Origin of the sequence: Exiguobacterium sp. SH4S7, assembly GCF_004336795.1 — a bacterium.
GTDB lineage: Bacteria > Bacillota > Bacilli > Exiguobacteriales > Exiguobacteriaceae > Exiguobacterium > Exiguobacterium aurantiacum_A.
Window position 1 is genome coordinate 192,432 of the sequence record NZ_SJUT01000001.1, and the last position, 25,650, is coordinate 218,081.

General features: G+C 54.3%; 31 protein-coding genes. 24 read left to right on the top strand and 7 right to left on the bottom strand.

Annotation, left to right across the window (positions count from 1 at the left end):
* The first annotated feature begins 62 nt into the window (after positions 1–62).
* The 10 genes from EVJ29_RS00895 to EVJ29_RS00940 all read left to right on the top strand — a co-directional run bounded on the left by EVJ29_RS00895 (position 63) and on the right by EVJ29_RS00940 (position 7,454).
* Positions 63–953 carry a GNAT family N-acetyltransferase gene (locus tag EVJ29_RS00895; protein WP_161567321.1) on the top strand — a complete coding sequence of 297 codons (891 nt, stop codon included), beginning with the start codon at positions 63–65 and terminating at the stop codon, positions 951–953.
* A 35-nt stretch (positions 954–988) separates the two neighbouring features.
* Positions 989–1,639 (top strand): SIMPL domain-containing protein, encoded by a 651-nt coding sequence (locus EVJ29_RS00900; protein ID WP_131504604.1) that lies wholly within the window; start codon positions 989–991, stop codon positions 1,637–1,639.
* Complete coding sequence (locus EVJ29_RS00905; RefSeq protein WP_131504605.1) at positions 1,636–2,058, top strand: hypothetical protein; 423 nt, start codon at positions 1,636–1,638, stop codon at positions 2,056–2,058. The genes EVJ29_RS00900 and EVJ29_RS00905 overlap by 4 nt, the downstream gene beginning before the upstream one ends.
* Positions 2,059–2,192: 134 nt before the next feature.
* On the top strand, positions 2,193–2,663 hold the full coding sequence (locus EVJ29_RS00910) for a flavodoxin family protein (protein WP_070328611.1): 471 nt from the start codon (positions 2,193–2,195) through the stop codon (positions 2,661–2,663).
* 112 nt (positions 2,664–2,775) lie between these two features.
* Positions 2,776–3,177 (top strand): hypothetical protein, encoded by a 402-nt coding sequence (locus tag EVJ29_RS00915; protein ID WP_070328613.1) that lies wholly within the window; start codon positions 2,776–2,778, stop codon positions 3,175–3,177.
* An 82-nt stretch (positions 3,178–3,259) separates the two neighbouring features.
* Positions 3,260–4,372, top strand: a complete 1,113-nt coding sequence (locus EVJ29_RS00920) for a M14 family metallopeptidase (RefSeq protein WP_131464112.1) — start codon at positions 3,260–3,262, stop codon at positions 4,370–4,372.
* A gap of 91 nt (positions 4,373–4,463) precedes the next feature.
* The gene (locus EVJ29_RS00925) at positions 4,464–5,264 is read left to right on the top strand and encodes an alpha/beta fold hydrolase (protein WP_070328615.1); all 801 of its coding nucleotides are present in this window, start codon (positions 4,464–4,466) and stop codon (positions 5,262–5,264) included.
* Positions 5,265–5,536: 272 nt separating this feature from the next.
* A complete protein-coding gene (locus EVJ29_RS00930) occupies positions 5,537–5,965 on the top strand; it encodes a CBS domain-containing protein (RefSeq protein WP_016510664.1) in 429 nt (142 codons plus the stop codon).
* Between the two features lie 98 nt (positions 5,966–6,063).
* The gene (locus tag EVJ29_RS00935) at positions 6,064–6,567 is read left to right on the top strand and encodes a cupin domain-containing protein (protein ID WP_070328616.1); all 504 of its coding nucleotides are present in this window, start codon (positions 6,064–6,066) and stop codon (positions 6,565–6,567) included.
* On the top strand, positions 6,564–7,454 hold the full coding sequence (locus EVJ29_RS00940; RefSeq protein WP_131464108.1) for an aldo/keto reductase: 891 nt from the start codon (positions 6,564–6,566) through the stop codon (positions 7,452–7,454). The genes EVJ29_RS00935 and EVJ29_RS00940 overlap by 4 nt, the downstream gene beginning before the upstream one ends.
* Positions 7,455–7,498: 44 nt before the next feature.
* Here the strand turns inward: EVJ29_RS00940 and EVJ29_RS00945 are convergent, their stop codons facing one another.
* Entirely contained in the window at positions 7,499–9,193 is a 1,695-nt protein-coding gene (locus EVJ29_RS00945; protein ID WP_131504606.1) for a M3 family oligoendopeptidase, read from the bottom strand.
* Positions 9,194–9,399: 206 nt separating this feature from the next.
* Between EVJ29_RS00945 and EVJ29_RS00950 the strand changes: the two genes are divergently transcribed.
* Both EVJ29_RS00950 and EVJ29_RS00955 read left to right on the top strand, forming a co-directional pair.
* Positions 9,400–9,900: a PTS sugar transporter subunit IIA gene (locus EVJ29_RS00950; RefSeq protein ID WP_070328619.1), complete on the top strand. Its 501-nt coding sequence runs from the start codon at positions 9,400–9,402 to the stop codon at positions 9,898–9,900.
* 89 nt (positions 9,901–9,989) lie between these two features.
* The gene (locus EVJ29_RS00955; RefSeq protein ID WP_016509316.1) at positions 9,990–10,589 is read left to right on the top strand and encodes a helix-turn-helix domain-containing protein; all 600 of its coding nucleotides are present in this window, start codon (positions 9,990–9,992) and stop codon (positions 10,587–10,589) included.
* Between the two features lie 43 nt (positions 10,590–10,632).
* Here EVJ29_RS00955 and EVJ29_RS00960 read toward each other — a convergent pair whose 3' ends face one another.
* The 3 genes from EVJ29_RS00960 to EVJ29_RS00970 form a co-directional block, all read right to left on the bottom strand.
* Entirely contained in the window at positions 10,633–11,058 is a 426-nt protein-coding gene (locus tag EVJ29_RS00960) for a hypothetical protein (protein WP_070328620.1), read from the bottom strand.
* A gap of 63 nt (positions 11,059–11,121) precedes the next feature.
* Complete coding sequence (locus EVJ29_RS00965; RefSeq protein ID WP_070328621.1) at positions 11,122–12,315, bottom strand: ABC transporter permease; 1,194 nt, start codon at positions 12,313–12,315, stop codon at positions 11,122–11,124.
* A complete protein-coding gene (locus tag EVJ29_RS00970; protein ID WP_071398033.1) occupies positions 12,305–13,195 on the bottom strand; it encodes an ABC transporter ATP-binding protein in 891 nt (296 codons plus the stop codon). The genes EVJ29_RS00965 and EVJ29_RS00970 overlap by 11 nt, the downstream gene beginning before the upstream one ends.
* A gap of 119 nt (positions 13,196–13,314) precedes the next feature.
* Here EVJ29_RS00970 and EVJ29_RS00975 point away from each other — a divergent pair, with 119 nt between their 5' ends.
* Together EVJ29_RS00975 and EVJ29_RS00980 are read left to right on the top strand one after the other, a co-directional pair.
* Positions 13,315–14,259, top strand: a complete 945-nt coding sequence (locus tag EVJ29_RS00975; protein ID WP_070328623.1) for a VOC family protein — start codon at positions 13,315–13,317, stop codon at positions 14,257–14,259.
* Positions 14,256–14,855, top strand: coding sequence for an alpha/beta hydrolase (locus tag EVJ29_RS00980; protein ID WP_070328624.1), 600 nt, complete (start codon positions 14,256–14,258; stop codon positions 14,853–14,855). Before EVJ29_RS00975 ends, EVJ29_RS00980 begins: the two co-directional genes overlap by 4 nt.
* Positions 14,856–14,860: 5 nt before the next feature.
* Here EVJ29_RS00980 and EVJ29_RS00985 read toward each other — a convergent pair whose 3' ends face one another.
* On the bottom strand, positions 14,861–15,349 hold the full coding sequence (locus EVJ29_RS00985) for a hypothetical protein (RefSeq protein ID WP_131464104.1): 489 nt from the start codon (positions 15,347–15,349) through the stop codon (positions 14,861–14,863).
* A 250-nt stretch (positions 15,350–15,599) separates the two neighbouring features.
* Between EVJ29_RS00985 and EVJ29_RS00990 the strand changes: the two genes are divergently transcribed.
* The 6 genes from EVJ29_RS00990 to EVJ29_RS01015 all read left to right on the top strand — a co-directional run bounded on the left by EVJ29_RS00990 (position 15,600) and on the right by EVJ29_RS01015 (position 19,987).
* On the top strand, positions 15,600–15,785 hold the full coding sequence (locus tag EVJ29_RS00990) for a hypothetical protein (protein WP_070328626.1): 186 nt from the start codon (positions 15,600–15,602) through the stop codon (positions 15,783–15,785).
* Between the two features lie 74 nt (positions 15,786–15,859).
* Complete coding sequence (locus EVJ29_RS00995) at positions 15,860–16,915, top strand: acyltransferase family protein (protein WP_070328627.1); 1,056 nt, start codon at positions 15,860–15,862, stop codon at positions 16,913–16,915.
* Between the two features lie 90 nt (positions 16,916–17,005).
* Positions 17,006–17,323 (top strand): Asp23/Gls24 family envelope stress response protein, encoded by a 318-nt coding sequence (locus EVJ29_RS01000; RefSeq protein WP_236633343.1) that lies wholly within the window; start codon positions 17,006–17,008, stop codon positions 17,321–17,323.
* Between the two features lie 202 nt (positions 17,324–17,525).
* Entirely contained in the window at positions 17,526–18,191 is a 666-nt protein-coding gene (gene pgmB / locus EVJ29_RS01005) for a beta-phosphoglucomutase (protein WP_016509311.1), read from the top strand.
* Positions 18,192–18,408: 217 nt separating this feature from the next.
* Positions 18,409–18,822, top strand: a complete 414-nt coding sequence (locus EVJ29_RS01010) for a Rok-like winged helix domain-containing protein (protein ID WP_016509287.1) — start codon at positions 18,409–18,411, stop codon at positions 18,820–18,822.
* 112 nt (positions 18,823–18,934) lie between these two features.
* Positions 18,935–19,987 carry a glycosyltransferase family 4 protein gene (locus tag EVJ29_RS01015; RefSeq protein WP_070328629.1) on the top strand — a complete coding sequence of 351 codons (1,053 nt, stop codon included), beginning with the start codon at positions 18,935–18,937 and terminating at the stop codon, positions 19,985–19,987.
* Between the two features lie 57 nt (positions 19,988–20,044).
* On the opposite strand, the gene EVJ29_RS01020 is transcribed toward EVJ29_RS01015, so the two are convergent.
* The gene (locus EVJ29_RS01020) at positions 20,045–21,046 is read right to left on the bottom strand and encodes an LCP family protein (protein ID WP_131504608.1); all 1,002 of its coding nucleotides are present in this window, start codon (positions 21,044–21,046) and stop codon (positions 20,045–20,047) included.
* A gap of 41 nt (positions 21,047–21,087) precedes the next feature.
* Entirely contained in the window at positions 21,088–21,729 is a 642-nt protein-coding gene (locus tag EVJ29_RS01025) for a YigZ family protein (RefSeq protein WP_131464100.1), read from the bottom strand.
* Positions 21,730–21,903: 174 nt separating this feature from the next.
* On the opposite strand from EVJ29_RS01025, the gene EVJ29_RS01030 reads away from it, so the two are divergent.
* From EVJ29_RS01030 to treR, 4 genes are all read left to right on the top strand, one after another.
* Positions 21,904–23,028: a sensor histidine kinase gene (locus EVJ29_RS01030; protein WP_174545515.1), complete on the top strand. Its 1,125-nt coding sequence runs from the start codon at positions 21,904–21,906 to the stop codon at positions 23,026–23,028.
* Between the two features lie 22 nt (positions 23,029–23,050).
* Positions 23,051–23,746, top strand: a complete 696-nt coding sequence (locus EVJ29_RS01035; RefSeq protein WP_131438756.1) for a response regulator transcription factor — start codon at positions 23,051–23,053, stop codon at positions 23,744–23,746.
* A gap of 95 nt (positions 23,747–23,841) precedes the next feature.
* Positions 23,842–24,690, top strand: a complete 849-nt coding sequence (locus EVJ29_RS01040; RefSeq protein WP_131464098.1) for a DegV family protein — start codon at positions 23,842–23,844, stop codon at positions 24,688–24,690.
* A 15-nt stretch (positions 24,691–24,705) separates the two neighbouring features.
* Positions 24,706–25,449: a trehalose operon repressor gene (gene treR, locus EVJ29_RS01045; RefSeq protein WP_131464096.1), complete on the top strand. Its 744-nt coding sequence runs from the start codon at positions 24,706–24,708 to the stop codon at positions 25,447–25,449.
* The last annotated feature ends 201 nt before the right edge of the window (positions 25,450–25,650 follow it).

Consider the following 25,650-nt stretch of genomic DNA (forward strand, 5'->3'; position numbering starts at 1 on the left):
CATCACGTATTGGAAGGGACTGGATGCTGTTCAGTGAAAGCTTTATAGAGGAGGGTGGCACAGTGATCTCATTTCGACCGTATTCACATGAGCCTTATGTGTCGGAGGATGCTGTAAAAGTAAGAGACTTTCTCATCAGAATCAACTTAACGGAGCTGCAGGCACCACGTCTTTTATGGGGGGCGTGGGACTGGGCGGTGAACCATGCGCTTCGTGATCAAGAACATGTGCATCGGATTGGCATGTGGGAAGATGAGGGGCGCCTTGTCGCCCTGGCGACGTATGAGCTCAATTTAGGGGAAGCGATTTTGGTCGTGGAGGAAGGGTACGACGCATTGAAGCCTGAACTCGTTGCCTATGCGGTCGAGCGGTTGCATAGGCATGGTGATTTGCGACTATTGTTACCGGATGAGGATGAGTGTCTGCAACTTGCCGCCTTAGAGACCGGATTTCGACCGACGAGACAAATCGAGCGGTTCGCGAAAATCCATGTTTCTCGGATAAATCAGGAGTCGTTGCCGCACGGGTTCTCCTACGTGTCTCTCGCGGATGAATGGGATTGGCGACAATACAACCAAGTGATGTGGCGTGGCTTTGACCACGACGGGAATGCGCCGGATGATGCCGCGACCATCGCCGGACGGAAAAAAATGTTGTCGAGTCCAGTGATTCTCCCTGAACTGATCGTTGCCATTGCCTCACCTGAGGGGAAGTACGTTGCACATTGTGGTGTCTGGTATCGCCCGGGTGATCGCTATAGTTACGTCGAACCGGTCGTGACGGACCCGACGTACCGGGGGAAAGGCTTCGGAAAGTCGGTCGTCTATGAGGCGATCATACGGAGCGGGAAACTAGGGGCGGAACAGGCGATTGTCGCTTCAGACCAGATGTTTTATTACAGCATCGGCTTCGTTCCGTTTCGGACGATGACGCAATGGCAATTGCACAATTAAGCGACTTAGGATAGAGAGAAAGGGGAGAATGAAACATGGAACGCACCATCACAGTCAAAGGAACGGGAAAAGTATCGGCCAAGCCAGACTTGATTGTCGTGAAAATGGAGTTGACCTCGAAGGCCGTGCGTTACGAGGAGACGATGAACGAGGCGGCGACGGCCGTGGCGCGTCTGCAAAAGGCGCTTGGACAGGCCGGCTTCGATAAGACCGCTCTAAAGACGACGGACTTCTCGATCGATACAGACTATGAAAGTTACCGTGACGAGGACGGAAATTATAAATCTCGTTTCCGTGGCTATGTGTGTGAGCAACGAACAAAACTTGAGTTTGACCTCGACACGAAACGCTTGTCTGACGTCATCCAAAGCGTCACGAATTCAATGGCAGATCTAAAACTGTCCATCAAGTTCACGATCAAAGATTCAGATGTGGTTAGCGATGCACTCCTCGCCAGCGCGGCGGAGAGTGCGTTGCATCGGGCTGAACTGTTGACGAAAGCGGCCGGTGCGAAGCTTGGGGAATTGAAACGGATTGACTATACGTGGGCCGAGCTCCATCTTTACTCGCCAACTAATTTGGTATTCCATGAAGAGGTGTTCCATTCACAGGCGTCGATGCCAGAGCTTCAGCCGGACGATATCGATTTGAGCGATACGGCGACGTTCGTCTGGGCAATCGAATGAAACGAGTCGTTTGGATGTTGGTGTTGCTGCTTTCTGTCTCACTGTCGGTCCACGCCTTGTCCTGGGCGTACGCGTTCGTCGTCTTGGACGGACGGGTGTATGAAGTGACGGACATTATGGTCTTGGAGGCTGATCTTGGTGACGTCGTCGGTGAGGTCGAGACGTTGGCTGACGATATGACCGGCGACTATTATGGGGACGCCTCGAACATGTATCCGATCGGAACAGAATATCGTCAAGTGGAAGGGGAGTCGGTCGAAGACGTGCTCGCGGTCGAGGACGGTACTGAGTGGAAGCGGGCCGAATTCGTCCATGAAGCACCGTTTGACAGCCGAAATCATCTAGACGTAATCGCCTATGCCGCCATCGGCTTGGGAATCGCCGTATTTTTGGGCACTAGGCTGAGGAAACGGGGATGAACTTATATAATTTTGAAGAACAGATTTCGAATCGGATTATAGAGAAAAGAATGGATACATGATGAGCGGTCCATCATTAAGGGAATAGTCCCATGTAGACATAAGAAAGTTTTCGCTTAATGGAGGGATACGTCATGAAAATCCTCATCACTTTTGACTCGATGTACGGATGCACAGAAAAAGTCGCCCACGCCATCAAAGACGGATTCGGCGAGCTTCATCAAGTCGAGGCGGTTCACATCAGTCATATCGGCTACGGGGATCTCGCCAACCTCGATTTACTCGTCGTCGGATCACCGACACACGGCGGACGCGAGACCGAGGACGTGAAGACGTTTCTCGACGGACTGTCGGATCATGCGCTCCGCGGAGTGCGGGCCGCAGCGTTCGATACGAGCATGGCCGAAGAAGACCAAGGCTTTTTCGTCGGAAAGATCGTCAAGTGGTTCGGCCACGCCGCGACCCGGATTGAACGGGCGCTTACGGAAAAAGGAGCAGAGCCGGTGCTTCAAGAATCATTCCTCGTCCTCGACAAAGAAGGACCGCTCAAAGAGGGAGAGCTCGAGCGGGCCCGTGACTGGGCGAGCCATCTGTTCGATAAGTGAACGAAGACGCGTTCCTGATGGGATGCGTTTTTTGTTGTGTCGTATGACCGAACAGTACGAGAAACGGGTAAATACAAGTGTAGCTCTTTTTCTAAAGAATGGAGGGAGAAGGATGAAAAAATGGGAACGAGATGTGCTTGTCGGGTGGATTGTCGTCTTGCTTGTGTTGATCGCCCATTACGCGATCACCGTGTCGCTCGGCAACACTTATTTTGCCGAATCGACGTTGAATCGGATGCTCTGGTTCAGTAGCTTCCCGGCTTTTTTGATCGCGTTTATCGCAGCACTCTTCCAAAAAACGAACACGATCACCCTTGCCGTCCGGCGCGCCGTCATTTGGACAGCCGAGCTCGTCGTCGGGTTTTCACTTGTCGCCTTGTTCTTCCGCGCGTTCGAACCGTTGTTCGCAAGCCCTGGTGCGTATTGGCTATTCGGTGCCGTCTTGCTCGCCCCGCTCGTCTACTTGTTTGCGTTCCGCCGCCAAGACCGCGGCACGAAAGCCGGAGCCCATTAATCGAAACGCCTTCCTCGGGAGGCGTTTTTAGCTTGCCTCGAAATGGGAAAGGGGTACAGAAGACATGAATGGAGGGAATCATATGAGTACTTATTTTTCATCATCTTACGACGAGTCGCGCGAGAGGTTTCTCGATTTGCTCGACACCGTCAAACAATACTACCCGAGCGCGCGGACGATGTCGCATTCGATCGGGGAAGATACGATCGACGTGATCATCGGCGAACCGGCCGGGTCACGTGAGGCGATGCTGCTCATGACGATCGGCGAGCATGGGATCGAAGGCTACGCCGGTGCGGCCGTGACGCAGCAATTCATCGAGACACAGCTCGGCAACGTCCGCCATGACGTGACAGGCGTCTGCTTCATCCATGCGGTCAACCCATGGGGGATGAAACATTTCCGGCGCGTCAACGAACATAACGTCGATTTGAACCGAAACTACGTCGTCGACCGGGAGTCGCTGCCGCGAAACGTCAATAAAGAGTATGAGGTGATGCGCCACTTGTTCGTCCCGGACGGTGTCATCGACGACTATCACGAGGCGCGCGAACACATTTATTCGTTCCTCGGCTCTGGCATCAAGCTCGACGGGTTCGACGCGATGACCGAGGCGAAAGGGATGGGCCAGTACCAATTCCCGAAAGGCGTCTATTATGGCGGAGACGCCGACGAACCGTCCGCTGTCTTCATGAAAGAGATCCAGCACGATCTTCTCGACCGTTACGACCGGGTCGTTCATATGGACTGGCACACCGCGCTCGGGCCGACGAACGAAGTGACGATGCTCGTCAGCGAGCGGGACGGACGCAGCGCCGAGCAGTTAAAACAGACATACGGGTTGAAGAACATCAAGACGTACAATCCGGATGACGTGCTCGGCGACTCGACGAACCATTTCTATTACGTCCGCGACACGCAGCATCCGGACAAGCAGCTCGTCTCGGCCTTGTTCGAATTCGGGACGTTCGGCACGTCGACGAAAGCGCTGATCCGTGAATTTTTGACGATCATTTTAGAGAATCGTCTCTATTTCGAAGGCACGAAAGACCCGGAGGCACGGAACGGCATCAAAAAAGAATTCATGGCCATGTTCTACCCGGAAGACGAGACGTGGAAGACGTCCGTGTTACGAGAAGGCGCGCAAGCGGTCGAGCATATCTTGAAGGCCGAATCGCTCTGGCGCGACGGTTGACAGGTTTTCAGTTCGTTCAAACGGGAACAGATGGGTTGTGGGCAAACGTACGGCGCACAACGCTCAACAATACGATTGGGGGTTTTGAATGATGGGGAATTACATTACAGCACATGACGGGACGTCTATTTTTGTCGAGGACGTCGGAACGGGCGACGCGGTCGTCTTCTTGCACGGCTGGCCGGCGAACAACAACATGTTCGAGTATCAGAAGAACGCGCTGTTGGATGCGGGCTACCGCTACGTCGGTATCGATTACCGGGGTTACGGGAAGTCGGACGCACCGGCTACGGGCTATGACTACGAGACGATGGCGTCTGACGTGAACATGGTCGTCAACGGCCTCGGTGTCAAAGACTTCACACTCGTCGGCTTCTCGATGGGTGGGGCGATCGCGATCCGCTATGCGGTCGATTATCCGGACGGTGGTTTGAAAAAACTCATCCTCGCCGGCGCGGCGGCACCGGTATTCACGCAACGCCCGGACTATCCGTACGGCATGACAAAAGAAGAAGTCGACGCCTTGATCGAAGATACGAAACGCGACCGTGCCTCGATGTTGACCGGGTTCGGCGAGATCTTCTTTGAGAAGAAGCATCCAGAACCGCTTCAAAACTGGTTCCACAGCTTGTCACTCATCGCCTCGAGCCACGGGACGATCGCCTCGGCGAAAGCGCTCCGCGACGAGGACCTTCGTGAAGACTTGCCGAAAGTCGGCGTCGAGACGCTGATCATCCATGGCGTCCACGACAAAGTCTGTCCGTTCGAGTTTGCCCTAGAGATGGAAAAAGGCATCCCGAACGCGCGCATCGAGCGTTTCGAGGAGAGCGGTCACGGTACCGTGCTCGACGAGATGGAGAAGTTCAATCAAACGATGTTACATTTTATCTGATTAGACGAGACGCCTTGATCGAAAGGCGTCTTTTTTTATGGACTCGGACGGGTAGAATCGATGCGTACAGGGTATAAATAATTGGAGTTACTTTCCAGTTTTCTGTTGATGACGTGTCACGCCGGTCCTGTTCTTGTAAAGGACTTTTTTCTGTGACAGCAACTAATGAAGGGAGGGTGAAACAATTGTGGGGTGCGGTCAATTATTGCGGTCAACCCTACGATTCATGGTACAATAGCGTGGTGGATTAACAGATTGAGGAGAGATTATATATGAACATCGCTTTCTTTTTATATCCGAAAGAAGACGTCAAATATTTAGACCCGGAGTCGACGGTGCGGCAAGCGCTCGAGAAGATGAAGCATCATCGCTTCACCTCGGTGCCGCTCGTATCCGAGAACGGCTTTTACGCCGGAACGATGACGGAAGGAGACTTACTGTGGGCACTCGCTGAACAACTTCGCGGGGAAGAAGATTACGAGAAAGTGCTCCGGACTCGCCTGAAAGACATCAAACAACGCATACGCTATAAACCGGTATCGATCACGGCGCAAATCGAGGAGCTCGTCGATGCGATCACCGATCAAAACTTCGTGCCGGTCGTCGATGACGGCAAGTATTTCATCGGCATCATCCGACGCCGTGACATTATCGAGTACTACTCGACGAAGTTGAAACAGCTCGAGAGCGAAGTACGCTAACTCAGTGGCTCGGCCCTTATTAAAGGGTCGGGTCATTTTTTGTGTCGATTATATCCCGTGTAAGTCGGGTACAGTGTCAGAGACAAGGAGGCGATCACATGGACATGTCCACATATCGGTTTAAAGATGACGGCTCGATCCCGAACAACCCGTATTTCCCGGTGCTGTTATACCGACGCGTGTTCGATGAGGCGGACGGCATCCAGGCGACGTTCGAGCATAACGGTTGGGGCAACAGTTGGGTGAACGGCGTGTTCGACTATCACCACTATCACAGCAACACGCACGAGGTGCTCGGGGTGAGGTCAGGCCGTGCGACCGTTCAACTCGGTGGCGCGACCGGCGATCTCGTCTCGTTGAATGCGGGTGACGTGTTGATCCTGCCAGCAGGGACGGGACACCGTCGACTCGAGGCGAGCGATGACTTCGAAATCGTTGGGGCGTATCCGGAAGGACGCGACTATGACACGTTGACGGGTAAGCCGGAAGAACGCCCGGACAACGTCCATCGAATCGAACGCGTCGACAAACCGGCGACCGATCCCGTCTTCGGGACGACAGGGCCGTTGCACGATCAATGGATCAAGGAGGAAACAACATGAACCGAATTCCACACACACTGATTTTGGCGGCATTGAAACAACACGTGGTCAAATTGCCGGACGGGCGCGAGATGCGTGCCCTCGGTCAAGGCACGTGGCGCATGGGCGATGACGCATCGAAACATGACGCGGAGATCGAGGCGTTACAGACAGGTCTCGACTGCGGATTACACGTCATCGACACGGCCGAGATGTACGGGGAAGGCAAGTCGGAGACACTCGTCGGGGAAGCGATCCAAGACCGTCGCGAGGACGTCTTTCTCGTCTCGAAAGTGTATCCACATAACGCCGGGGGCGACAAGCTCGTGCAGGCGTGCGACGCGACGCTCGAGCGGCTCGGCACCGACTATCTCGACCTTTACTTGTTGCATTGGCGCGGCAACATCCCGCTCAAGGAGACGGTCGACGGGCTCGAACAGCTGAAAGCAGACGGGAAGATCCGGGCGTGGGGCGTCTCAAACTTTGACGTCGACGACATGAAGGAACTGCTCGCCTTGCCGAACGGGAAGCATTGCGCGGTCAACCAAGTGCTGTATCACCTCGGCAGCCGCGGCATCGAGCACGACTTGTTGCCGTTCCTAGAAGAGCAGCGCATCCCGGTGATGGCCTATTCGCCGCTCGCCGAAGGCAGCGACGTGAAAGAGAAGATCTTTAACGATGAGACGGTGAAACAAATCGCCGAGGCGTATCATGCGTCGGTGGCCCAAATCCTGCTCGCGTGGACGGTCCGGAGCGGCAACGTCATCGCCATCCCGAAAGCAGGGCAGAAAGCGCACGTCGAAGAGAACGGGGCGGCGCTGCTCCTCAATCTGACTGAAGAAGATTTCAAAGCGCTCGACGAGGCGTTCCCGCCGCCGAGCGGGAAAGAACCGTTAGATGTGATTTGAGGACAAAAAGGGTGAGCCCATGCGGACTCACCCTTTTTCTATCTTCAGTTCGCTAACGGGTGCTTCAATAGATAGTCTTCAATCTGTCCGATCGTGTCTTTTAACACACCGTCTTCAAACGGCGACTTCAGTCCGGCCAGTTCAACGAGCTCGAGGAACGAGCGGCTGCCGCCGGCCTGACAGAGTGTGAGGTAATCGCTCCACGCCGACTCACGGTCCTCATGCATGCGCACCCAGAACTGGAAGGCACAAACTTGGGCGAGCGTGTAGTCGATATAATAGAACGGGCTCTGGAAGATGTGGCCTTGTTGATGCCACCATGCCCCCGACTCGAGGTAGTCGTTCGTCTCGTAGTCGCGGTGCGGCAAGTATACCTTCTCAAGGTCACGCCACGCCTGACGACGTTCTTCTGCCGTCATGTCCGGCTTCCGGTAGACGATGTGCTGGAACTCGTCGACGAGGACGCCGTACGGGAGGAACGTGACGCTTCCGGCCAAGTGGTTGAACTTGTACTTGTCGACCTGGTCGCCGAAGAACAGCTCCATCCACGGCCAGCAGAAGAACTCCATCGACATCGAGTGGATCTCACACGCCTCGTACGTCGGGAACGCGTATTCCGGTGTCGTCAAATGGCGGCTCTCATATACTTGGAAGGCGTGACCGACCTCGTGCGTGAGCACGTCGATGTCGCCGGCCGTGCCGTTGAAGTTCGAGAAGATGAACGGGAGACCTTCAGACGGTAAGTACGTGCAGTAACCGCCGCCGGCTTTGCCGGGCTTCGCCGTAAGATCGAGGGCGCCGCGCTCTTGCATGTACTGGAAGAACTCGTCCGTCTCGCCCGAGAGCTCACGGTACATCTTGTTGCCGCCCTCGATGATGAACGACTCGTCGCCTTGCGGTGTCGCGTTGCCGTCCGGGAAGACGAACGATTCGTCATAGTAGCGGAGCGTATCGACAGCGATGCGTTTCGCCTGCTTGTCTTTTAACGTCGTCGCGAGCGGGACGATGACGTCACGCACTTGTTTACGGAAGTTGTCGACCATCGACTCATCATAGCCGACGCGTTGCATCCGGGCGTAGCCGAGTTCGACGAACGACGGGAAGTCGAGCGCGTGCGCGATCTCGGTCCGGACGCGGACGAGTTCGCCATAGATGCGGTCGAGCTCGTCACCGTTGTCGGCGAGGTATGTATAACGCGCCTCGGACGCCGCTTTTCGTACCGACCGGTCGGGTGACTGTAAGTATGGGCCGAACTGTGATAAGTTGAGCGTCTTGCCATCGAACTCGATCTGTGCGGCCGACATCACTTTTTGATAGCTCGTCGCGAGTCGGTTCTCTTCTTGCAGTTTCGGGATGAGCGATTCGTCGAACGTTTTGAGTGCCCGTTCCGCGAGTTCGAACAATTGGCTGCCCCATTCCGCTTCGAGCTGGCTGCGGAGGTCGTGCTCCGTCAAGACGCGATAGTACGCCTGGACTTCTTTCTCGTAGACCGGCAACGCGTCGTCAAAGAACGTCTGCTCGGCTTCGTAGAACGCATCGCGCGTATCGATCGAGTGGCGGATCGCGACGAGCTGACTTTGCGTCTCGAACGCGTTCCGTTCCTGGTTGATTTGGCGAATCAATTCGTTCGCCTCTTCGAGTGTGCTCGCTTGCTGCAATTCGACTGAATAGTCCGACAATCGGCTGTTTAAAGCGTCCACGTCGGGCCGTTCGTATGACAATTTTGTGAAAGTCGTCATTGTAAGCGCCTCCATCATGTGAAATTTTTATAAAGTGTAAAAAGGGCTTGCAAAAGCGATTGCACACTCGTATTCTTACGATGTGTAAACGAATTCGCACTACCTTAATACAACTATACCGTGAATAGGGTAGGGATTGAAGTAATAGCTTTTCGGGTATAAAAGCTAAGACTTTGATTAACAGAACATGTTGGAGGGATTAAGCTATGGGATTCTTTAAAAAACTTTTTGGTGGTAAAGACGAGCAACTGAACGCGGTGTCACCACTTACAGGGAAAGTCATCGATATTACGAACGTGCCTGACCAAGTGTTCTCACAAAAAATGATGGGTGATGGCATCGCCATCGAACCGACAGACGGAAAAGTCGTGTCACCGGTCAACGGGACAATCGCGACGGTCTTCCCGACGAAACACGCGATCGGCATCAACGCGGACAACGGTGCGGAGTACTTGATCCACATCGGTCTCGACACGGTCAACCTTAAAGGTGAAGGCTTCGAGACGCACGTCACTGAAGGCCAAGCCGTCAAAGCAGGCGACCCGCTCGTCACGTTCGACCTTGACTTCATCAAAGCGAACGCACCGTCGACGATCACACCGATCATCATCACGAACCATGACAGCTTCGCTGTGAACAAACTTGTTGCTGAAGGCGACAACGTCACAGCCGGTTCATCTGAAGTCGTCGAGTTGACGAAAAAATAATTAATTCGACCACTTGCTCGGAAGCATGCGCTTCCGAGTATTTTTTTGTGGATTCGGGAACTATAATGGAAAAGAGGGGGTAGAATTCAATGGATGGTAAAAATGCACCGTACCGGGGTTATGGGGACCGGATCCGAATCTTGCGTGAGCGGACGGGTATCTCGATCGAGGCACTCGCCGAACAGATCGGTGTCGCTCCGTACTTTATTCGCCGGACCGAGCTCAGTGAAGTGTACCCGACGATGCCTTACATAGAGGCGCTCGCCGAGGCGCTGAAGATTGACGCGAACTACTTGGCACGGCACATTTGGACAGGGGAATCCTTGAAGGTGCTCATGAAAGGCAAAGCCCCTGAACTCGAACAGATGAAGCTCGCCTATGAAGAAGCGATGCACGGGAAGTCGACGGAAGATATGCAGCATCAGCTCGAGACGCGCATGCGCATCTTCGACTTGATGCACGAAGAGGAACTGCGCCGCATCTTTGAAGAGGACGAGGAACCGACGTCGCACCACGCGTTAGAAGCGTTGGTCGATGCCGTGCTCGACCTCGGACGGACGCATGAGGCGACACATCGCATCGTCCCGTTCGCCCGCTACGTCGATCAGCTCGTCCCGGAGCAGTTCGTCGATAACTCGTTCCAATATACGGAGTTTGGCATCGTCGATAAGTCGTATAAGTTACAGTGAGCACAAAAAAGCAGCCGTTCTGAGCAGAACGGCTGCTTTTGATTTAACGCATTGGTCTTGCTTCATAACGCACTTTCGGTTTCGTCCCGGCAAGCAGGAAGCCGAGCACGATGTTGAGAATCGTGAGCACCCAGCCGATGTAACCGAACGTATAGGCGAGGCTCGCGAGCATCGTCTGCCAGTCGAGTAAGGATGCGGCATCACCACGAACGGTGAAGCGGATGATCGTGAATCCGACGAGTGTCGTCAGTGTGATCAAAATCCCGATCCACGCGCCGCCGAACCTTGACGTCTCAGAACGTCGACTGACCGGATACCAAAACGCGAGCGTTCCGAGGAACGTGCTGCCCGCGTATGCGAGCAAGATTTGCCACAACGCGTCGGCCTCTAAGAAGACGGTATAACAGATGAACGTCGTGAGCGTCGTCATGAATGTAAAGATCAAGGCTGCGAGTAATCGTGATCGCATAGTTCGTTTCCTCCTCATTTTGCACATTCTTTAGAGTATACGAAAACGAAAATGCTGTAAACGTTATTGACGATTTTGTAATATTTGACGCCATTGTTTAATCGCGTTGTTCCCGTAGAACAGGACGCCGCCGCGATAGAACTTCGAACCGATCCAGAGAATGACACCGATCGAGCCGAGCATGATGCCGATCGACAAGGCGACTTCCCAGACCGGTACGTCGACGAGCATGACGCGGAGGAACATGAGCATCGGCGTGAAGAACGGAACGAACGACAAAATCGTGACGATCTGCGCTTCCGGATTGTTCAACCCGAACATCGCGGCGAGGAAACCGGCGACGAGGAGCATGATGACCGGCATCGTCATCTGCTGCGACTCCTCGACGCGGCTGACGAGCGAGCCGAGGACGGCGAACATGGCCGCATAGAGCAGATAGCCGAGCGTGAAGAACGTCAATAAGTAGATGACGGCCCGGGCGTTGCCGGCGTTGTCGATGACCGATTGGGCCATCTCATTGCTGCGGGCGCTGAAGTAACCGAACCCGAGGAAGATGCCGATCTGTAACAGGGCGAGCGTACCGATCGCTGAGATCTTGGCGAGCATGTGCGTCACCGGATGCGTCGTCGAGATGATTAGTTCCATGACGCGCGACGACTTCTCGGTCGTCACTTCGGTCGAGATCATCGAACCGTACGTGATGATTGATACGTAAAGCAGCATGAGCATGATGTAGACGAACGCGAATGATGAGAACAGCTCCTCTGAGTTCTCGCCGCCACGGCCGAGGTAAGACTCCTCGATCGGGACCGGCTCGTTCAAAGCGGCGAGGACGGTCGGGTCGATGTTCGACGTCTCGATCAGCTCGGCGTTGCGGACTTCGCGCAGCGCCGTCTGCAGGAGTGTCGTGAAATCGGGCTCTGGACGGTCGGACAAGACGCGGGCCGAAGCGCCGTCGATGAAGGCGACGATCTCGTAATCCCCATTTTCGAGTCCCGCGCGCGCCTCGGTCTCGGTGATGTCGGCCGATTCGACCCCTTCGTAACCGAGCGACTGCATGATTTCAGTCAGTTCGGCGTTTTGCGTGACGAGGAGCGCCTGGCCTTGATCGGTGTCCTCGAAGTTCGCGAGCAGGCGGTCGATGTTCGTGAAGCCGAGGATGAACACGATCGTCAAGATCGTCGAGATGAGGAACGCCTTCGACCGCAGTTTCGAGCGTAGCGTGAACGCGTACAATGGTTTGAAGTTATGAAACATGGCTGCCTACCTCCTTGATGAAAATGTCGTTGAGCGAGACGGGTTGGCGCATGAACGTCTTGACGGAAGCACCTGCTTGCACGAGGGCGCCGAGCACCGCGTCGCTGCCTTCGAACGAGTCGAGCCGGACGAGGTGACCGTCGCGATGAGGTTCGACCGCTTTGACGATCGGGAGTGCCGTGAGGACATCGACGCGATCGGTCTCGATGAAGAGCACCGGCTCGGCGTAACGCGACTTGATTGTCGGGACGTCGCCGCTGACGACGGCGCGGCCACCTTTCAAGATGCCGATATGTTGGCACAGCTCTTCGACGTGCTCCATCCGGTGACTCGAGAAGACGATCGTCGTCCCTTCGTCGCGCAGGGCGAGCACTTCACGCTTCAAAATCTCGACGTTGACAGGATCGAGACCGCTGAACGGCTCATCCAAAATGAGCAGTTCCGGGTTGTGGAGCAGCGCCGCAATCAACTGAATCTTTTGCTGATTTCCTTTTGACAGCTGTTCAACACGCATCGTTTCGTACTGCGGGATCTCGAGCCGTTCGAGCCACGACTTGACGGCACGTTTCGCCTCAGCCGACTTCATGCCTTTCAGGCTGGCGAGAAAGACGAGCTGGTCGCGGACGGGCGACTTCGGATACAGGCCGCGCTCTTCCGGCAAATAGCCGACGATGCGGTGGTCGACGTTGCGTCCGTCCCAGAGAATCGTGCCGTCGGTCGGCTTTAAAATGTCTAAGATCATCCGGAACGTCGTCGTCTTGCCGGCACCGTTCGCCCCGAGCAGGCCGTACATCTCGCCACTGGGGACGTGAAAGCTCAAGTCGTCGACGGCCGTGAACTCCCCGAACTGCTTCGAGACACGGTCAATTTGTAAAGTCATATGTAAGTCCTCCTTATTAGGTGTCTACTCTTAGCGTACGGCATTGTGAGCAAAAAGTTTCACTTTTCATCAGAAATGATTTATCTTGAAATCAAGATAATAAAAAAGGGGGATACGTCATGACGACGCACTCAGCAGGTATCCATCACATCTCGGCGATGGTGAAAGACCCGCAACGCACATTAGATTTTTACGGCAACGTCCTCGGTATCCGCTTCATCAAGCAGACGGTCAACTTCGATGACCCGGGTACGTACCATTTATACTTTGGCGATGAAACCGGGACGCCGGGGACGGTCATCACGTTCTTCCCGATCCCGGGTATCGGGAAAGGCAGCGTCGGCAGCGGGCAGGTCGGTGTCACCGCGTATCTCGTACCAGTTGGCAGTCTCTTGTTTTGGGAAGCGCGTCTCCGCGAACACGGTGTCGCGACGGTCGCGACCGAACGGTTCGGCGAGCCGTCGTTGTTGTTCGAAGACCCGGACGGACTCGTCGTCGAGCTCGTCGCGCGGGCGAGCGCGAAACAGACGGACTGGCTCGTTCCAGGTATCACGAAACAAGAAGCGATCACCGGGTTCGCCGGGGCGACGCTTTTGTCGAAAGACCCGGAGGCGACGGTGCGGCTATTGACCGAACTGTTTGGCTTCACGAAGACGGGGGAAGATTCGGAATGGGTCCGACTTGAGGGCGAGGCCGATTACGGCAACGTCATCGATGTCAAAAAAGCCGTCCTCCCGAACGGCGTGCCCGGTGCGGGGACGGTCCACCATATCGCCTGGCGTATCGCGGACGGTGACGAGTATACGACGTGGCAAGACGCAATCTTTGACCGCGGCCTCCGTCCGACCGAGGTGAGAGAGCGGCACTACTTCCGCTCGGTCTACTTCCATGACGAAGGACGCATCTTGCACGAGCTCGCGACCGACGCACCCGGGTTCCTCGTTGATGAAACGATCGACGAACTCGGTAGCGCGCTGAAGCTGCCGGACTGGCTCGAAGTCGACCGCGACAAGATCACACGAACGCTACCAACCATCACAATCCCGAGAGGAGACAGAATATGATTCATCAATTCATTAAAGGCACGACCGAGACGACGCTCGTCTTGTTGCACGGTACAGGCGGGACGGAGCAGGACTTGATCCCGCTCGCCCGTGAACTCTCAACTGAAGTGAACATTCTCACGCTCCGGGGCGACGTCCTCGAGAACGGCATGTCCCGTTTCTTCCGCCGTCATGCGGAAGGCGTGTTAGACCTTGAAGATTTGAAGAAACAGACGGAACGCTTCCTCACGTTTCTTGACGAGGCGGCAGCTAAATACGGTGTTGCCCGCGACAAGATGATCCCGCTCGGCTACTCGAACGGTGCCAACTTGATCGGATCGGCCTTATACCGGGACAACGCGTTCAAGGCGTCGCTCTTGTTCCATCCGATGGTACCGGACCGCTCGCTCACGCTCCCTGACTTGACGGGTGCGACCGTGTTCATCTCGGCGGGCGAGCGTGACCCGATTTGTCCGAAACAAGAAACAGAAGAGCTGACGTCGACGCTACGGGAAGCCGGAGCGGACGTCGAGCTCTTCTATCACGGAGGCGGGCACGAGCTGCGAATGGAGGAAGTCGAAGCAGCTCGAGCATGGGTTGTGCCGTTAATCGATTGAAACGGTCAGGCCATTTTCTTCGGTTTGGACGATCTCGAGTAGACGACGAGGACGCCACGATCAATCAAATAGGCAGCGAACATGCGTTTCGCTTCTTCAGCACGAACGGTTCGGTCGATTTGGATGTACAATCGGCCGAGCTTTTTTTGTGAGGTGCGGGTCAACAACCAGATCGAGTCGAGCGTGTATTGCCAGCTCCGGAGTGTGTCCGCCCCGACATACATGTACCGGTTCGACGTGCGCTCGAGCAGGTAGTTGAGCCACCAGACGTCACGGGCGAGCTTCATGACGACACCGGCCACGAACGAGATGCCAATCAGGAACAAGACTGAAGCGACCGGATGTAAGGCGCTGAACCGTTCACGGAGCGGTTCGAAAGCGATGATGAATAAACCGATCGAGAGCGCGCCGATACTCCACCAAAATCCAAAGTTAGAGAACGAACGTTTCGGGTCATGGACCACGTGATGACGGTTACGGATGACAGAAGCCATTCTCCACACCTCCTTTATTAGAATATTCTGATTATTTAGTAAAACCACTATACTATACTCTACCCACTCTCGTCCATTTGAATACGCGCAAAACCTGCTCGCGCATGAAGATTTGTTAACGATTCGGCTTGCAAGCGGCAGATACAGGGAATGATGACAATGACGTCATCATTTTTTTGTTGAATCGTAATTTCACCGGGTCAAAAAATCGGCTATGATGGGAAAGGAAAAAAATGAAGCGGGTGGTCAGATGAAGAAGTTAAAAGTCGGTGAACTGCGTGCTGAGTTGAAGCGCTTCACTCAAGAAGAGTTGATTGAGCTCGTCGTCGGCTTGTATAAACAGCACAACGATGTGAAGACGACGTTGAACCGATACTTCAACGAAGGGTTCGAACAAGAAGAGGTCCATCGACTCGTTGGTGCCATGGACGGCTGAAATCCGGGTTGTCGCTCAGAAGCGATACGCCAACAACAAAGAGGAAAAGCAACAGGAGAACTAGAGGGGACGCTATGCGAAATCATTGGTACGACAATATTAAAGGCGTGCTCGTCTTGCTCGTCGTCTTCGGTCACTTGCTGACCGATGTGCGCGGTGCCTACGACGACTTACTGCCGAAGTGGGTTTATTTGTTCTTATATACGTTTCATATGCCGTTATTCATTATGCTGAGCGGTTACTTCTTTCGGGAGAACCGTTATTTGCGTGTCATCCAGCTGTTCGTCGTCTACGTGATCTGGCAAGTCATTCTCGGCTCATGGTTCGCCTTCACGGAAGGGGTCCCGCTCTTGTCGCTCGAGAACCCGGGACTGAACGTGCTCAAGCCGTACTGGGCGCTCTGGTATTTGATGGCCATCGTCATCTGGTACGTCATCACGCCGTACGTGACCCAGTTGAAAGGGTATGTGCTCTATGCGCTGTTGTTCGCCCTGTTGTTCGGCTTCCAAGAAGAATCGACCGGATTCTTCGCGCTCCGGAAAGTCATCATGTTCTATCCGTTCTTCTTGATCGGCAACTGGATGAGTGAGCGCAACACGATGAACTTCTTCGAGTTGCCGAAGCGGGCCGAGCAACGGAACCGTTACCGGGTCGGTGGGGCGGTCGTCTTCATCGCACTCACGCTCGGACTGCTCGCCTCGATGAGCTTCCAAAAAGAAGGCACGTTCTATCACGTCGGCAACTTGTTCAAATTCCGGTTCGCCTACGAGACGGCGGTGCCGGAGGCGATTTGGAGCGGTCCGTTCGCTTTCTTGATCGTCTATACGGTGTCGACGCTCATGGCCGTCAGCTTCGCGCTCATCGTGCCGGGGCGTGAGTTGCCCGTGTTCACGCGGGCAGGGAAGTATAGTCTATACGTCTACTTGGTCCATGTGTTTTTAATCGTCGCCTGGAAGGCGTTCGTGCCGGTCGGATTCATGCCGACGTCATGGCAACAGTTGCTCGTCTTGTTCGGTGTCGCCTGCCTCATCGTCCTGCTCATCATCAGCCCGCCGGCCGTCCGGATGTTGAGGCCGCTCGTCGAGATTGACGTCCGCCGCGCGCAGGACGTGAAAGACCCAAAATCGTAAACCCTTTTCTAAACGGCGGTTTTCCGCTACACTTTAGATGGGAACCGAAACTAGAGCTAAGGAAGTGACAGCATGCCATATGAAAATGGAATGAACAGTACAGAAGGAGACGTCAACGTCTCACGCCACGTCGTCGAGATGATCGCCGCGGTCGTCGTCAAAGAAACGAAACACGTGTCGTTCACACAAGAAGACACGAAACTCTCAGAGCGTGCGCTCATGAAGCACGTCAAAGTCGATGAGTCGTCGGAAGGCGTCATCATCAACTTGTCGCTCTACATCGCTTACGGTCAATCGATCGTCAAGACGGTGACGGCCGTCCAAGAGCGCATCACCCAAGACATGGACACGATGCTCGCGATGACACCGCTAGCGGTGAACGTGAAAGTCGTCGGCATTCAATTGTAAAATGGTAGGAGGAGCGAAGCGCTCTTCCTATTTTTTATTTTTTCTGCGAAAGCGGTTGCATAGATGAGGCGTTATCCGATATAATAGAAATCGAACAAGTGCAACCGTTTGCATCATTGACCAATCGTGCAACGGGTACTTGTCAAGTTCCCTAAATGTAGTCTGAGGACACAAACATTTGAAGGAAAGGCGGAAAGCATGTATGTCGACGATTGAAGCAGTCATTTTTGATTTGGACGGTGTCATCACTGACACCGCGGAGTACCATTACCTCGCTTGGAAACAACTCGGAGAAGAGCTCGACATTCCATTTGACCGCGAGTTCAATGAGACGCTCAAAGGGGTGAGCCGGACTGACTCGCTCGAACGCATCCTTGCGCTCGGCGGAAGACAGGACGATTTCACACCGGATGAAAAGGCGGAACTCGCCCAGAAGAAGAACGAGCACTACGTTGAACTCATTCAGCACATCTCTTCGGCCGATTTGCTTCCTGGCATCGTTTCATTTCTCGATGAAATTAAAGAGGCCGGTCTCAAAATCGGAATGGCATCTGCTTCAAAGAACGCATTCGCGGTCGTTGACGCACTTGGTGTCCGCCATTACTTCGATCACATTGTCGATGCAGCAACTGTCGCCGACTCAAAACCACATCCCGAAGTGTTTTTGAAGGCTGCCTCTGCCCTTGGCGTGAAACCCGAACATGCCATCGGCGTTGAAGACGCAGCCGCAGGCGTGACTGCAATCAAAGCGGCAAACATGTTTGCTGTCGCCGTCGGGGAAGAGTCGATGCTTGGTCATGCAGACCTCATCGTCGCTTCGACCGATGAACTCTCGCTCCGACGCATCCTCGAACGCGTCGGCGCGTAACAGACTACGTTCATCTTCCGTGAGATGACGACTGCCCCGAACAGTCGTCATCTTTTTTTTGGTCCAAAAGTCCTAAAAAGTCCAAAACGCCCAAAAACAGATGACAAACACATTACACCTCCGTTACACTTTTAGAAGATAACAAGTAATAATTAGAAAATCTTGATTTAAAATAGGTAATCGAGAAGTTCAATTGGATGTAGAAGGGGAATTGTGTATGGAATCTACGAACATCAACGAACATATCTATCGCGAACTGATGGAGATCGAGGAGTCGTATCGTCAATTACAGCGCCGGGCCGAATACTTAATTTCTGAACTGAGCCGGGACAAACGGGAAGAAGAGCTGTCGACAGATCCATCAAAGCGGTTGCGTCCGCGTCGCGTCAATCAACGTTATCCGCTCGAGGTTTACGTCCATCAGGTCACAGACCTTTTGAAAGAACGGCAGACGATGAGTGTGCGTGACATCCAGATGGAGCTCGAGCTTCGCTACCGTCACCATATTAGCAACATCTACCAATTAATGGTCAAGATCGAATCGGTCAATCCGGAAATCAAGAAAGTCGGGCGCGGACTATATACATATGCATCAGCTGAAGAAGTCACGACTGAACCAGCACACGCTTGACCGACGAGAACGTTCGTCGGTTTTTTGCTGTAACATTTCTGATACGATTTTGGTGACGGGAAATATGCTATAATTCGCCAGAGTCTATTTTTTTGAGAGAGGAACGTTGGCCATGTTATGGATTGCCATGTTGGTCAGTTTTGTGATGGCCATCTTGATCACGCCGCTCGTTCGCCGGTTCGCTTTTCTGATCGGAGCGGTCGATCACCCGAACGCCCGAAAAGTACATTTACGGACGATGCCGCGAATCGGCGGCCTCGCCATCTTCATCGCCTTCCTGATCGGCTACGCCTTGTTGTTGCCGACGAGTCGTTATAACGAGGCCATCTTGATCGGAGCGGTCATCATCATCTTGACCGGCCTGATCGACGACCGGTTCCAGTTGAACGCCCGCATCAAGTTGATGGGGCAGATGATCGCGACGGTCGTCGTCTTGAACGCCGGGATGCGGATCGAACTCATCAACTTGCCGTTCGACCAACAGCTCTATCTCGGCGCTTGGAGCATCCCGGTGACGGTGCTTTGGTTGATCGGGATCACGAACGCGATCAACTTGATCGACGGCCTCGACGGTCTCGCCGCCGGGGTCTCGAGCATCGCGCTCGGGACGATCGCGCTCCTAGCCATCATTCAAGGGAACGTCTATTTGACGATGATGGCGCTCTTGCTGCTCGCGAGCACGCTCGGGTTCCTCGTCCACAACTTCTACCCGGCGAAGATATTCATGGGGGACACGGGTGCGCTCTTCCTCGGCTACATGCTCGCCGTTTTCTCGCTGATCGGCTTCAAGAACGTGACACTGTTCTCGCTCGTCGTGCCGGTCCTCTTGCTCGGACTGCCGATTTCGGACACGATCTTTGCGATCGTCCGCCGGCTCGTCCAAGGGCGCCCGCCGATGTCGCCTGACAAGTCACACATGCACCACCAGTTGATCGATATGGGGTTCACGACGCGCCAAGCGGTGCTTCTTATGTACGGGATGACGTTCTTCTTCGGGATCGCCTCGATTCTGTTCGCGAAGACGACGATGGTCGGTGCCGTCATCACGTTCGTCATCGTCTTGATCGTCATTGAACTGATCGTCGAGTCGACGGAGTTGATCCACCCGAACTACAAACCGATCATCCAGACGTCACGCCGCCTGCTCGGCCGGGCGAAGACGTGACTTGGATATACACATAGAAACGACCAAGGACGCCATGTCCTTGGTCGTTTTTTTAGGTCAGTACGTCGTCGTCTCGCTAAAACCGTCGCCTGGGTCAGGTTCACTGTCTTCGGCCGTGACCGGAAGACCGAGCTCTGTTTTCAACAGTGCCCGCTTATCGTTCAAATCCGCCTGGTCCAACTCATAATAGTAGACGCCGCCGATCGTCAAGTCGCCGCCTTCTAGCGTCTCTTGGTTGAACGAGCGGAGCGATTTCGTATACGGCTGGAGCTGGGACGCCTCGGAGAGCGACATGTTCGTTCGGATATTATTGCCGACCGCAGTCATGATCCGGTTGAGCTTCGTGAACGAATTGATCGTCGTCGCCTCGTTGATGATGGCCTCGAGCACTTGTTGTTGGCGCTTGGCCCGGCCGATGTCGCCTTCAGGGTCGTCTTTCCGCATGCGGGCATAGGCGAGTGCTTCCTTGCCGTCTAGCATCTGGACGCCCGGTTCGAGCTCGACGTTGCCGGTGGCGCGTCCTGAGATCGGGATCAACACGTCGACTTCGACGCCGCCGACCGCGTCGACGAGGTCTTCGATGCCGTCAAAGTTGATCGTCGCGTAATAATCGATCGGGATGTCAAACAGCGTCTCGACCGTGTCGATCGTCGTGTCGATGCCGCCGTACGCATACGCATGGTTGATCTTGTCCTTGAACTCGCCGTCCTCCGTGACGATATCGACGTACGCGTCGCGGGGGATACTGACGAGCGTCACTTGGCGAGATTCCTTGTTGAACGTCGCCACCATCAGTGAGTCGGTCCGTCCCTCTTCGAGCGAGGCGCCGCCATCGACGCCGGCGAGCAGGACGGAGAAGTGATTTTTCGTCAAATCGATCGTGTCGTCGCGACGTTCCGATTTGTCGCCACGCGTCAGTTCGCTGTTCGTGGTCTCTGCCGTCTCGTTCGCCTTGAAAACGAAGTAGCCGAAGGTCGAACCGCCGATCAGCAGGACGAGGCCAAGCACGAGCAGACCGATTTTCCACACGGAGCGTTTCTTGCGGGAGTCTTGTTCCATGTCGTCTCCTCATTTCAGTCATTTCTTTTAGTATACGGGACCTAGCGCACAAAATCACGTTCGATGATACGGACGTCCTGGGTCTCGAGTCGGCCTTGACCGTTCGTCAAATCGACGAGCCAGGCGAGCGCTTCCTCGGTCGCTTCGACCGGTACCGAGATGTGGAACGTGACGGTGTCGGCATAGACAATCTCGTCAAGCAAATAAGCGGACTGGCGGAGCTCGTTCTCGACTTTCCCGATCCATCCGTAGTCGACCGTGAGCGTGAGACGTTGCATCGGCAACCGTTCGACGATCCCGACCGCATCGAGCCCTTCGCTCACCGTCCCGCCGTAGGCGCGGATGAGTCCGCCGCCGCCGAGCTTGATGCCGCCGAAGTAGCGGGTGACGACGACGACCGTGTCTTTCAAATTGCGTTTACGGAGCACTTCGAGCATCGGCAGGCCGGCCGTCCCGCTCGGCTCGCCGTCATCGTTCGCTTTTTGGAATTCGTTCCGGGCTCCGATGATGTAGGCTGAACAATTATGATTGGCGCTCCAATGCGCTTTTTTGATCGTTTGGATGAACGTCTGGGCTTCCGCTTCGGTCGTGACGCGTTTAAAGTGAGCGATAAATTTTGATTTTTGTATGACGACCTCGTATTCTCCGTCTTGTTTTATAGTATAATTTTGTTCAGTAGACATTTCTGAAAATTCTCCTTTCTATTTTCATGTATTTTTTTTGAAATCGAGTAGGCGTCTGTAGATTAAGTGGCGAATTGTGAAGATAGCCTCTGATTCTTACTGGAAACGAACGCTTATGCAGTCGATAATAGAAACAAATGAGGACTTACTACCGAACTATTAGGGGATGGCATCGTGAATCATATTACCGATCGTACAGCATTAGAGCATATCATAACAAATATGATTGATACGGTGACGGAGAGTAAAGAGGAGATCGTCCGTATAACTGAAAATTCAGCTAATGAGTATTCGTCGATCCAAACGGAGCTAAAAGAGTTGACGCAAAAGATCGAGTTTCACATTAAAGAGTCCGAGCGCCTCGATCTATTAGTGAAAGCGGCGAAGAATAAACTCGTTCAAGTGAGTAAGAAGTTCCATATACATAGTGAGCAAGAGATCCGCGAGGCGTATGAACTCGCCAACCAGATGCAGCTCGAGCGGTTCCTCATCCAAAAAGAGGAGATGGTGAGCCAGCAGCGCCGAAACGACCTCGAGCGGCGGTTGCTCGTCCTTCAGGATACGATGGAGCGGGCGGACCGGTTAGTCAGCCGCGTCTCGGTCGTCCTCAACTTTTTACGCGACGACCTGCAGCAAGAGTATTCGGACATGATGAAGAAGCAAGAGATGGCAATCAGCGTCTTCGAGGCGGCTGAGCGTGAGCGGCGCCACCTGGCCCGGGAAATGCATGACGGCCCCGCGCAATCGCTTGCCCATATTTTGATTCGGGCCGACTTGATCGAGAAGACGTTCGACCGAAGAGGCAAGGACGAGGCGTTCGCCGAACTGCACGAGCTGAAACGGCTGATTCGCGGGGCGCTCGTCGACGTACGACGCTTGATTTACGACCTGCGGCCGATGTCGCTTGACGACCTTGGCTTCTTGCCGACGCTCGAGCGTTATTTACATCAGACGGAAGAGTACACGGCGATCAAGACGCGGCTCAACTACCGCGGCAACCGGACACGTCTCTCGGAAAAACTCGAGATCAACGTCTTCCGGCTCGTCCAAGAGGCGGTCCAAAATGCGATCAAGCATTCGAAGACGACGGAAATCATCGTCAACGTCGAGCAAGCGCTAGACGTGATTCACATTCACGTGCGCGATCACGGGGTCGGCTTCGTGCCGAGTATGATCGGGCAAGAGTCGTTCGGTATCGTTGGTATGCGCGAACGGATCGAGCTTGTGAACGGCAGTATCAACATTGATTCGGAAATCGGCAAAGGGACGGTCGTCCGCATGTCGATCCCGATTTTGTAATACAGATAAAGGGGAGTGTACGATGGAAATGACAAATACAATCCGCATCGCAATCGTCGATGACCATGAGCTGTTTCGAGAGGGCTTGAAGCGGATCTTTGATTTAGAAGACGAGTTCACCGTCATCGCTGAAGGGCGGACGGGTGCTGATGCGATTCGCATCGCCAAAGAGGAGAAACCGGAGATCATGATCCTCGACATCAACATGCCCGACTTGAACGGGATCGAGGCGACGAAACAGTTGACCGCGGCATCGTCGGACACGCGCGTCCTCATCCTGTCGATCCATGATGACGAATCTTACATAACACATGCGCTTGAAGCGGGAGCATCAGGTTTCTTGTTGAAAGAAGTTGCTTCAAGCGAACTCATCTCGGCCGTTCGTTCGGTCGCGAAAGACGGGGCGTACTTGCATCCGAAAGTGACGACGAACGTGTTGAAGGATTACCGGCGCCTGCTCCAGTTCAAAGGAGAACAAGCCGAACGGAACGTCGTGAACCGGACGGACGATCCCGTCTATCGGTTGCTGTCGCGCCGTGAGGTCGAGGTGCTCCACTTGCTCGCCGATGGCCGCTCGAACCGCGATATTAGCGACATGCTGTTCATCAGTGAGAAGACGGTCAAGAACCACGTCTCGTCGGTTCTGCGCAAAATGGAAGTAAACGACCGGACGCAAGCCGTCGTCGATGCGATCCGCCGCGGGTGGGTCGAGATTTGACCTAGACCGATGCAATACATCGCTTTTGTGCTACAATATGGAATGGAATCTTAATTCAATTGGAAAAACGAAACGATGTAAAGTGAGGATATAGTATGGGAAACATAGCGATTTTGACCGACAGTACCGCCTATTTGCCGGCCGAATTTTGTGAGCGACACGACGTCCACGTCGCACCGCTAAGCGTGATTTTTGGCAGAGAATCGTTCCGTGAGGCCGTCGATATCACGACGGAGGCGTTCTATGAACGGATCGAGGCGGGGAATTTGCCGACGACATCGCAACCGATCATCGGGGAGACGGTCGAACTGATCGACAGCCTTCCGGCTGAAGTGACCGACGTCATCGCTATCACGCTCTCGAGCGGGATCAGCGGGACGTATCAATCGATGATCGCCTTGAACAACATGGTCGATGTCAACGTGCACGCGTTCGACTCTGAAATCTCGTGCATGCCTCAGGCATTTCTCGTCGAAGAGGCCGTCCATATGCGTGACAATGGTGCCTCGGCCGAGGAGATCATGCAGCATCTCGAGAAGACGCGTGAACGGATCCGTGCCTATTTCGTCGTCGATGACCTCGACCACCTCCAACGGGGCGGACGGCTCAGCGCGGCGCAAGCGCTCGTCGGCTCGTTCCTGCAGATCAAGCCGGTCCTTCATTTTCAGGATAGACAGATCGTCCCGTTCGAGAAGATCCGGACGTACAAGAAGGCGGTCCGTCGCATCGAAGAGATGATGGACCAATCGATCGTCGGTGACGGCGCGGGATATTGCATCGGCATTATCCACGCCAACTGCCCGGAACGTCAGGCCGAAGAGATCGCCTCGATGAAACAGAAGTTTCCGCAAGCGCAAGTCACGGGCGGTCATTTCGGACCAGTCATCGGGACACACCTTGGACCTGGCGCGATCGGCATCACGTGGTATCACCGCGAACGATAAACAGAAGACGGCCGCATGGTCGTCTTTTTCGATGAAGAAAGGAGTGGGCTTGTGGCCAAGTATCGTCAAATCTATGAACGGCTCGCCGAGCGGATGAAAACGGGTGAATACGAGGCGGAGTCGAAACTGCCGTCGGAGACAGAACTCATGCATGAATACGAGGCGAGCCGGGGCACGGTCCGGAAAGCGCTCGACTTGCTCCAAGAGCACGGCTATGTCCGCAAACATCATGGCAAAGGCGTGTTCGTGCTGCGCCGCGACCAGATCGAGTTCCAGTTCAACGGCATCGTCAGCTTCTCGGAAATATACGCCAGTATGCTCGGCCGTTCGATCGAGACGAGCGTCGCCTCGTTCGAGGAGATCGAGGCACCGAGTTGGCTCGCCGAGCGGATGGGTCTTGAGCCCGCCACGCTCGTCTACCGGATCGAACGGGTCCGCAACTTCGACGGGGAGAACGTCATTTTAGACGTGAACTATTTCGTCAAAGACCTCGTCCCCGGTCTGACGAAACAGATTGCCGAGCACTCGATCTATCAATACGTCGAGCGCGAGCTCGGGCAACAGATCAGCTACGCGAAGCGGAAAATCGCGGCCGAGGACGTGACCGAGCTTGACCGGTCACGCCTCGATCTTCACGATTACGAATACGTCATCGTCATCACGAACGACACGTTTTTGTATGAGGGAAGACAGTTCGAATATACCGAGTCCCGTCACCGGCTCGACAAGTTTCAGTTCAGCGATGTGGCGCGTCGATAAGGCTTCTTCTTTAAGAAGGGGTCTTTTTTGTCGTTTTGAATCGGGAGGAGAGGGAACAAAATTAGTGAACGCTTGTCACACATTCGTCACGATAAACTTATATAGATAAGTTGTTGACATAACTCATCTATATAAGTTAAACTTTGTTTGTAATCATATGTAACCGTTCTCAAAAAACGCTTTCACACAAAGGAGGCCTAT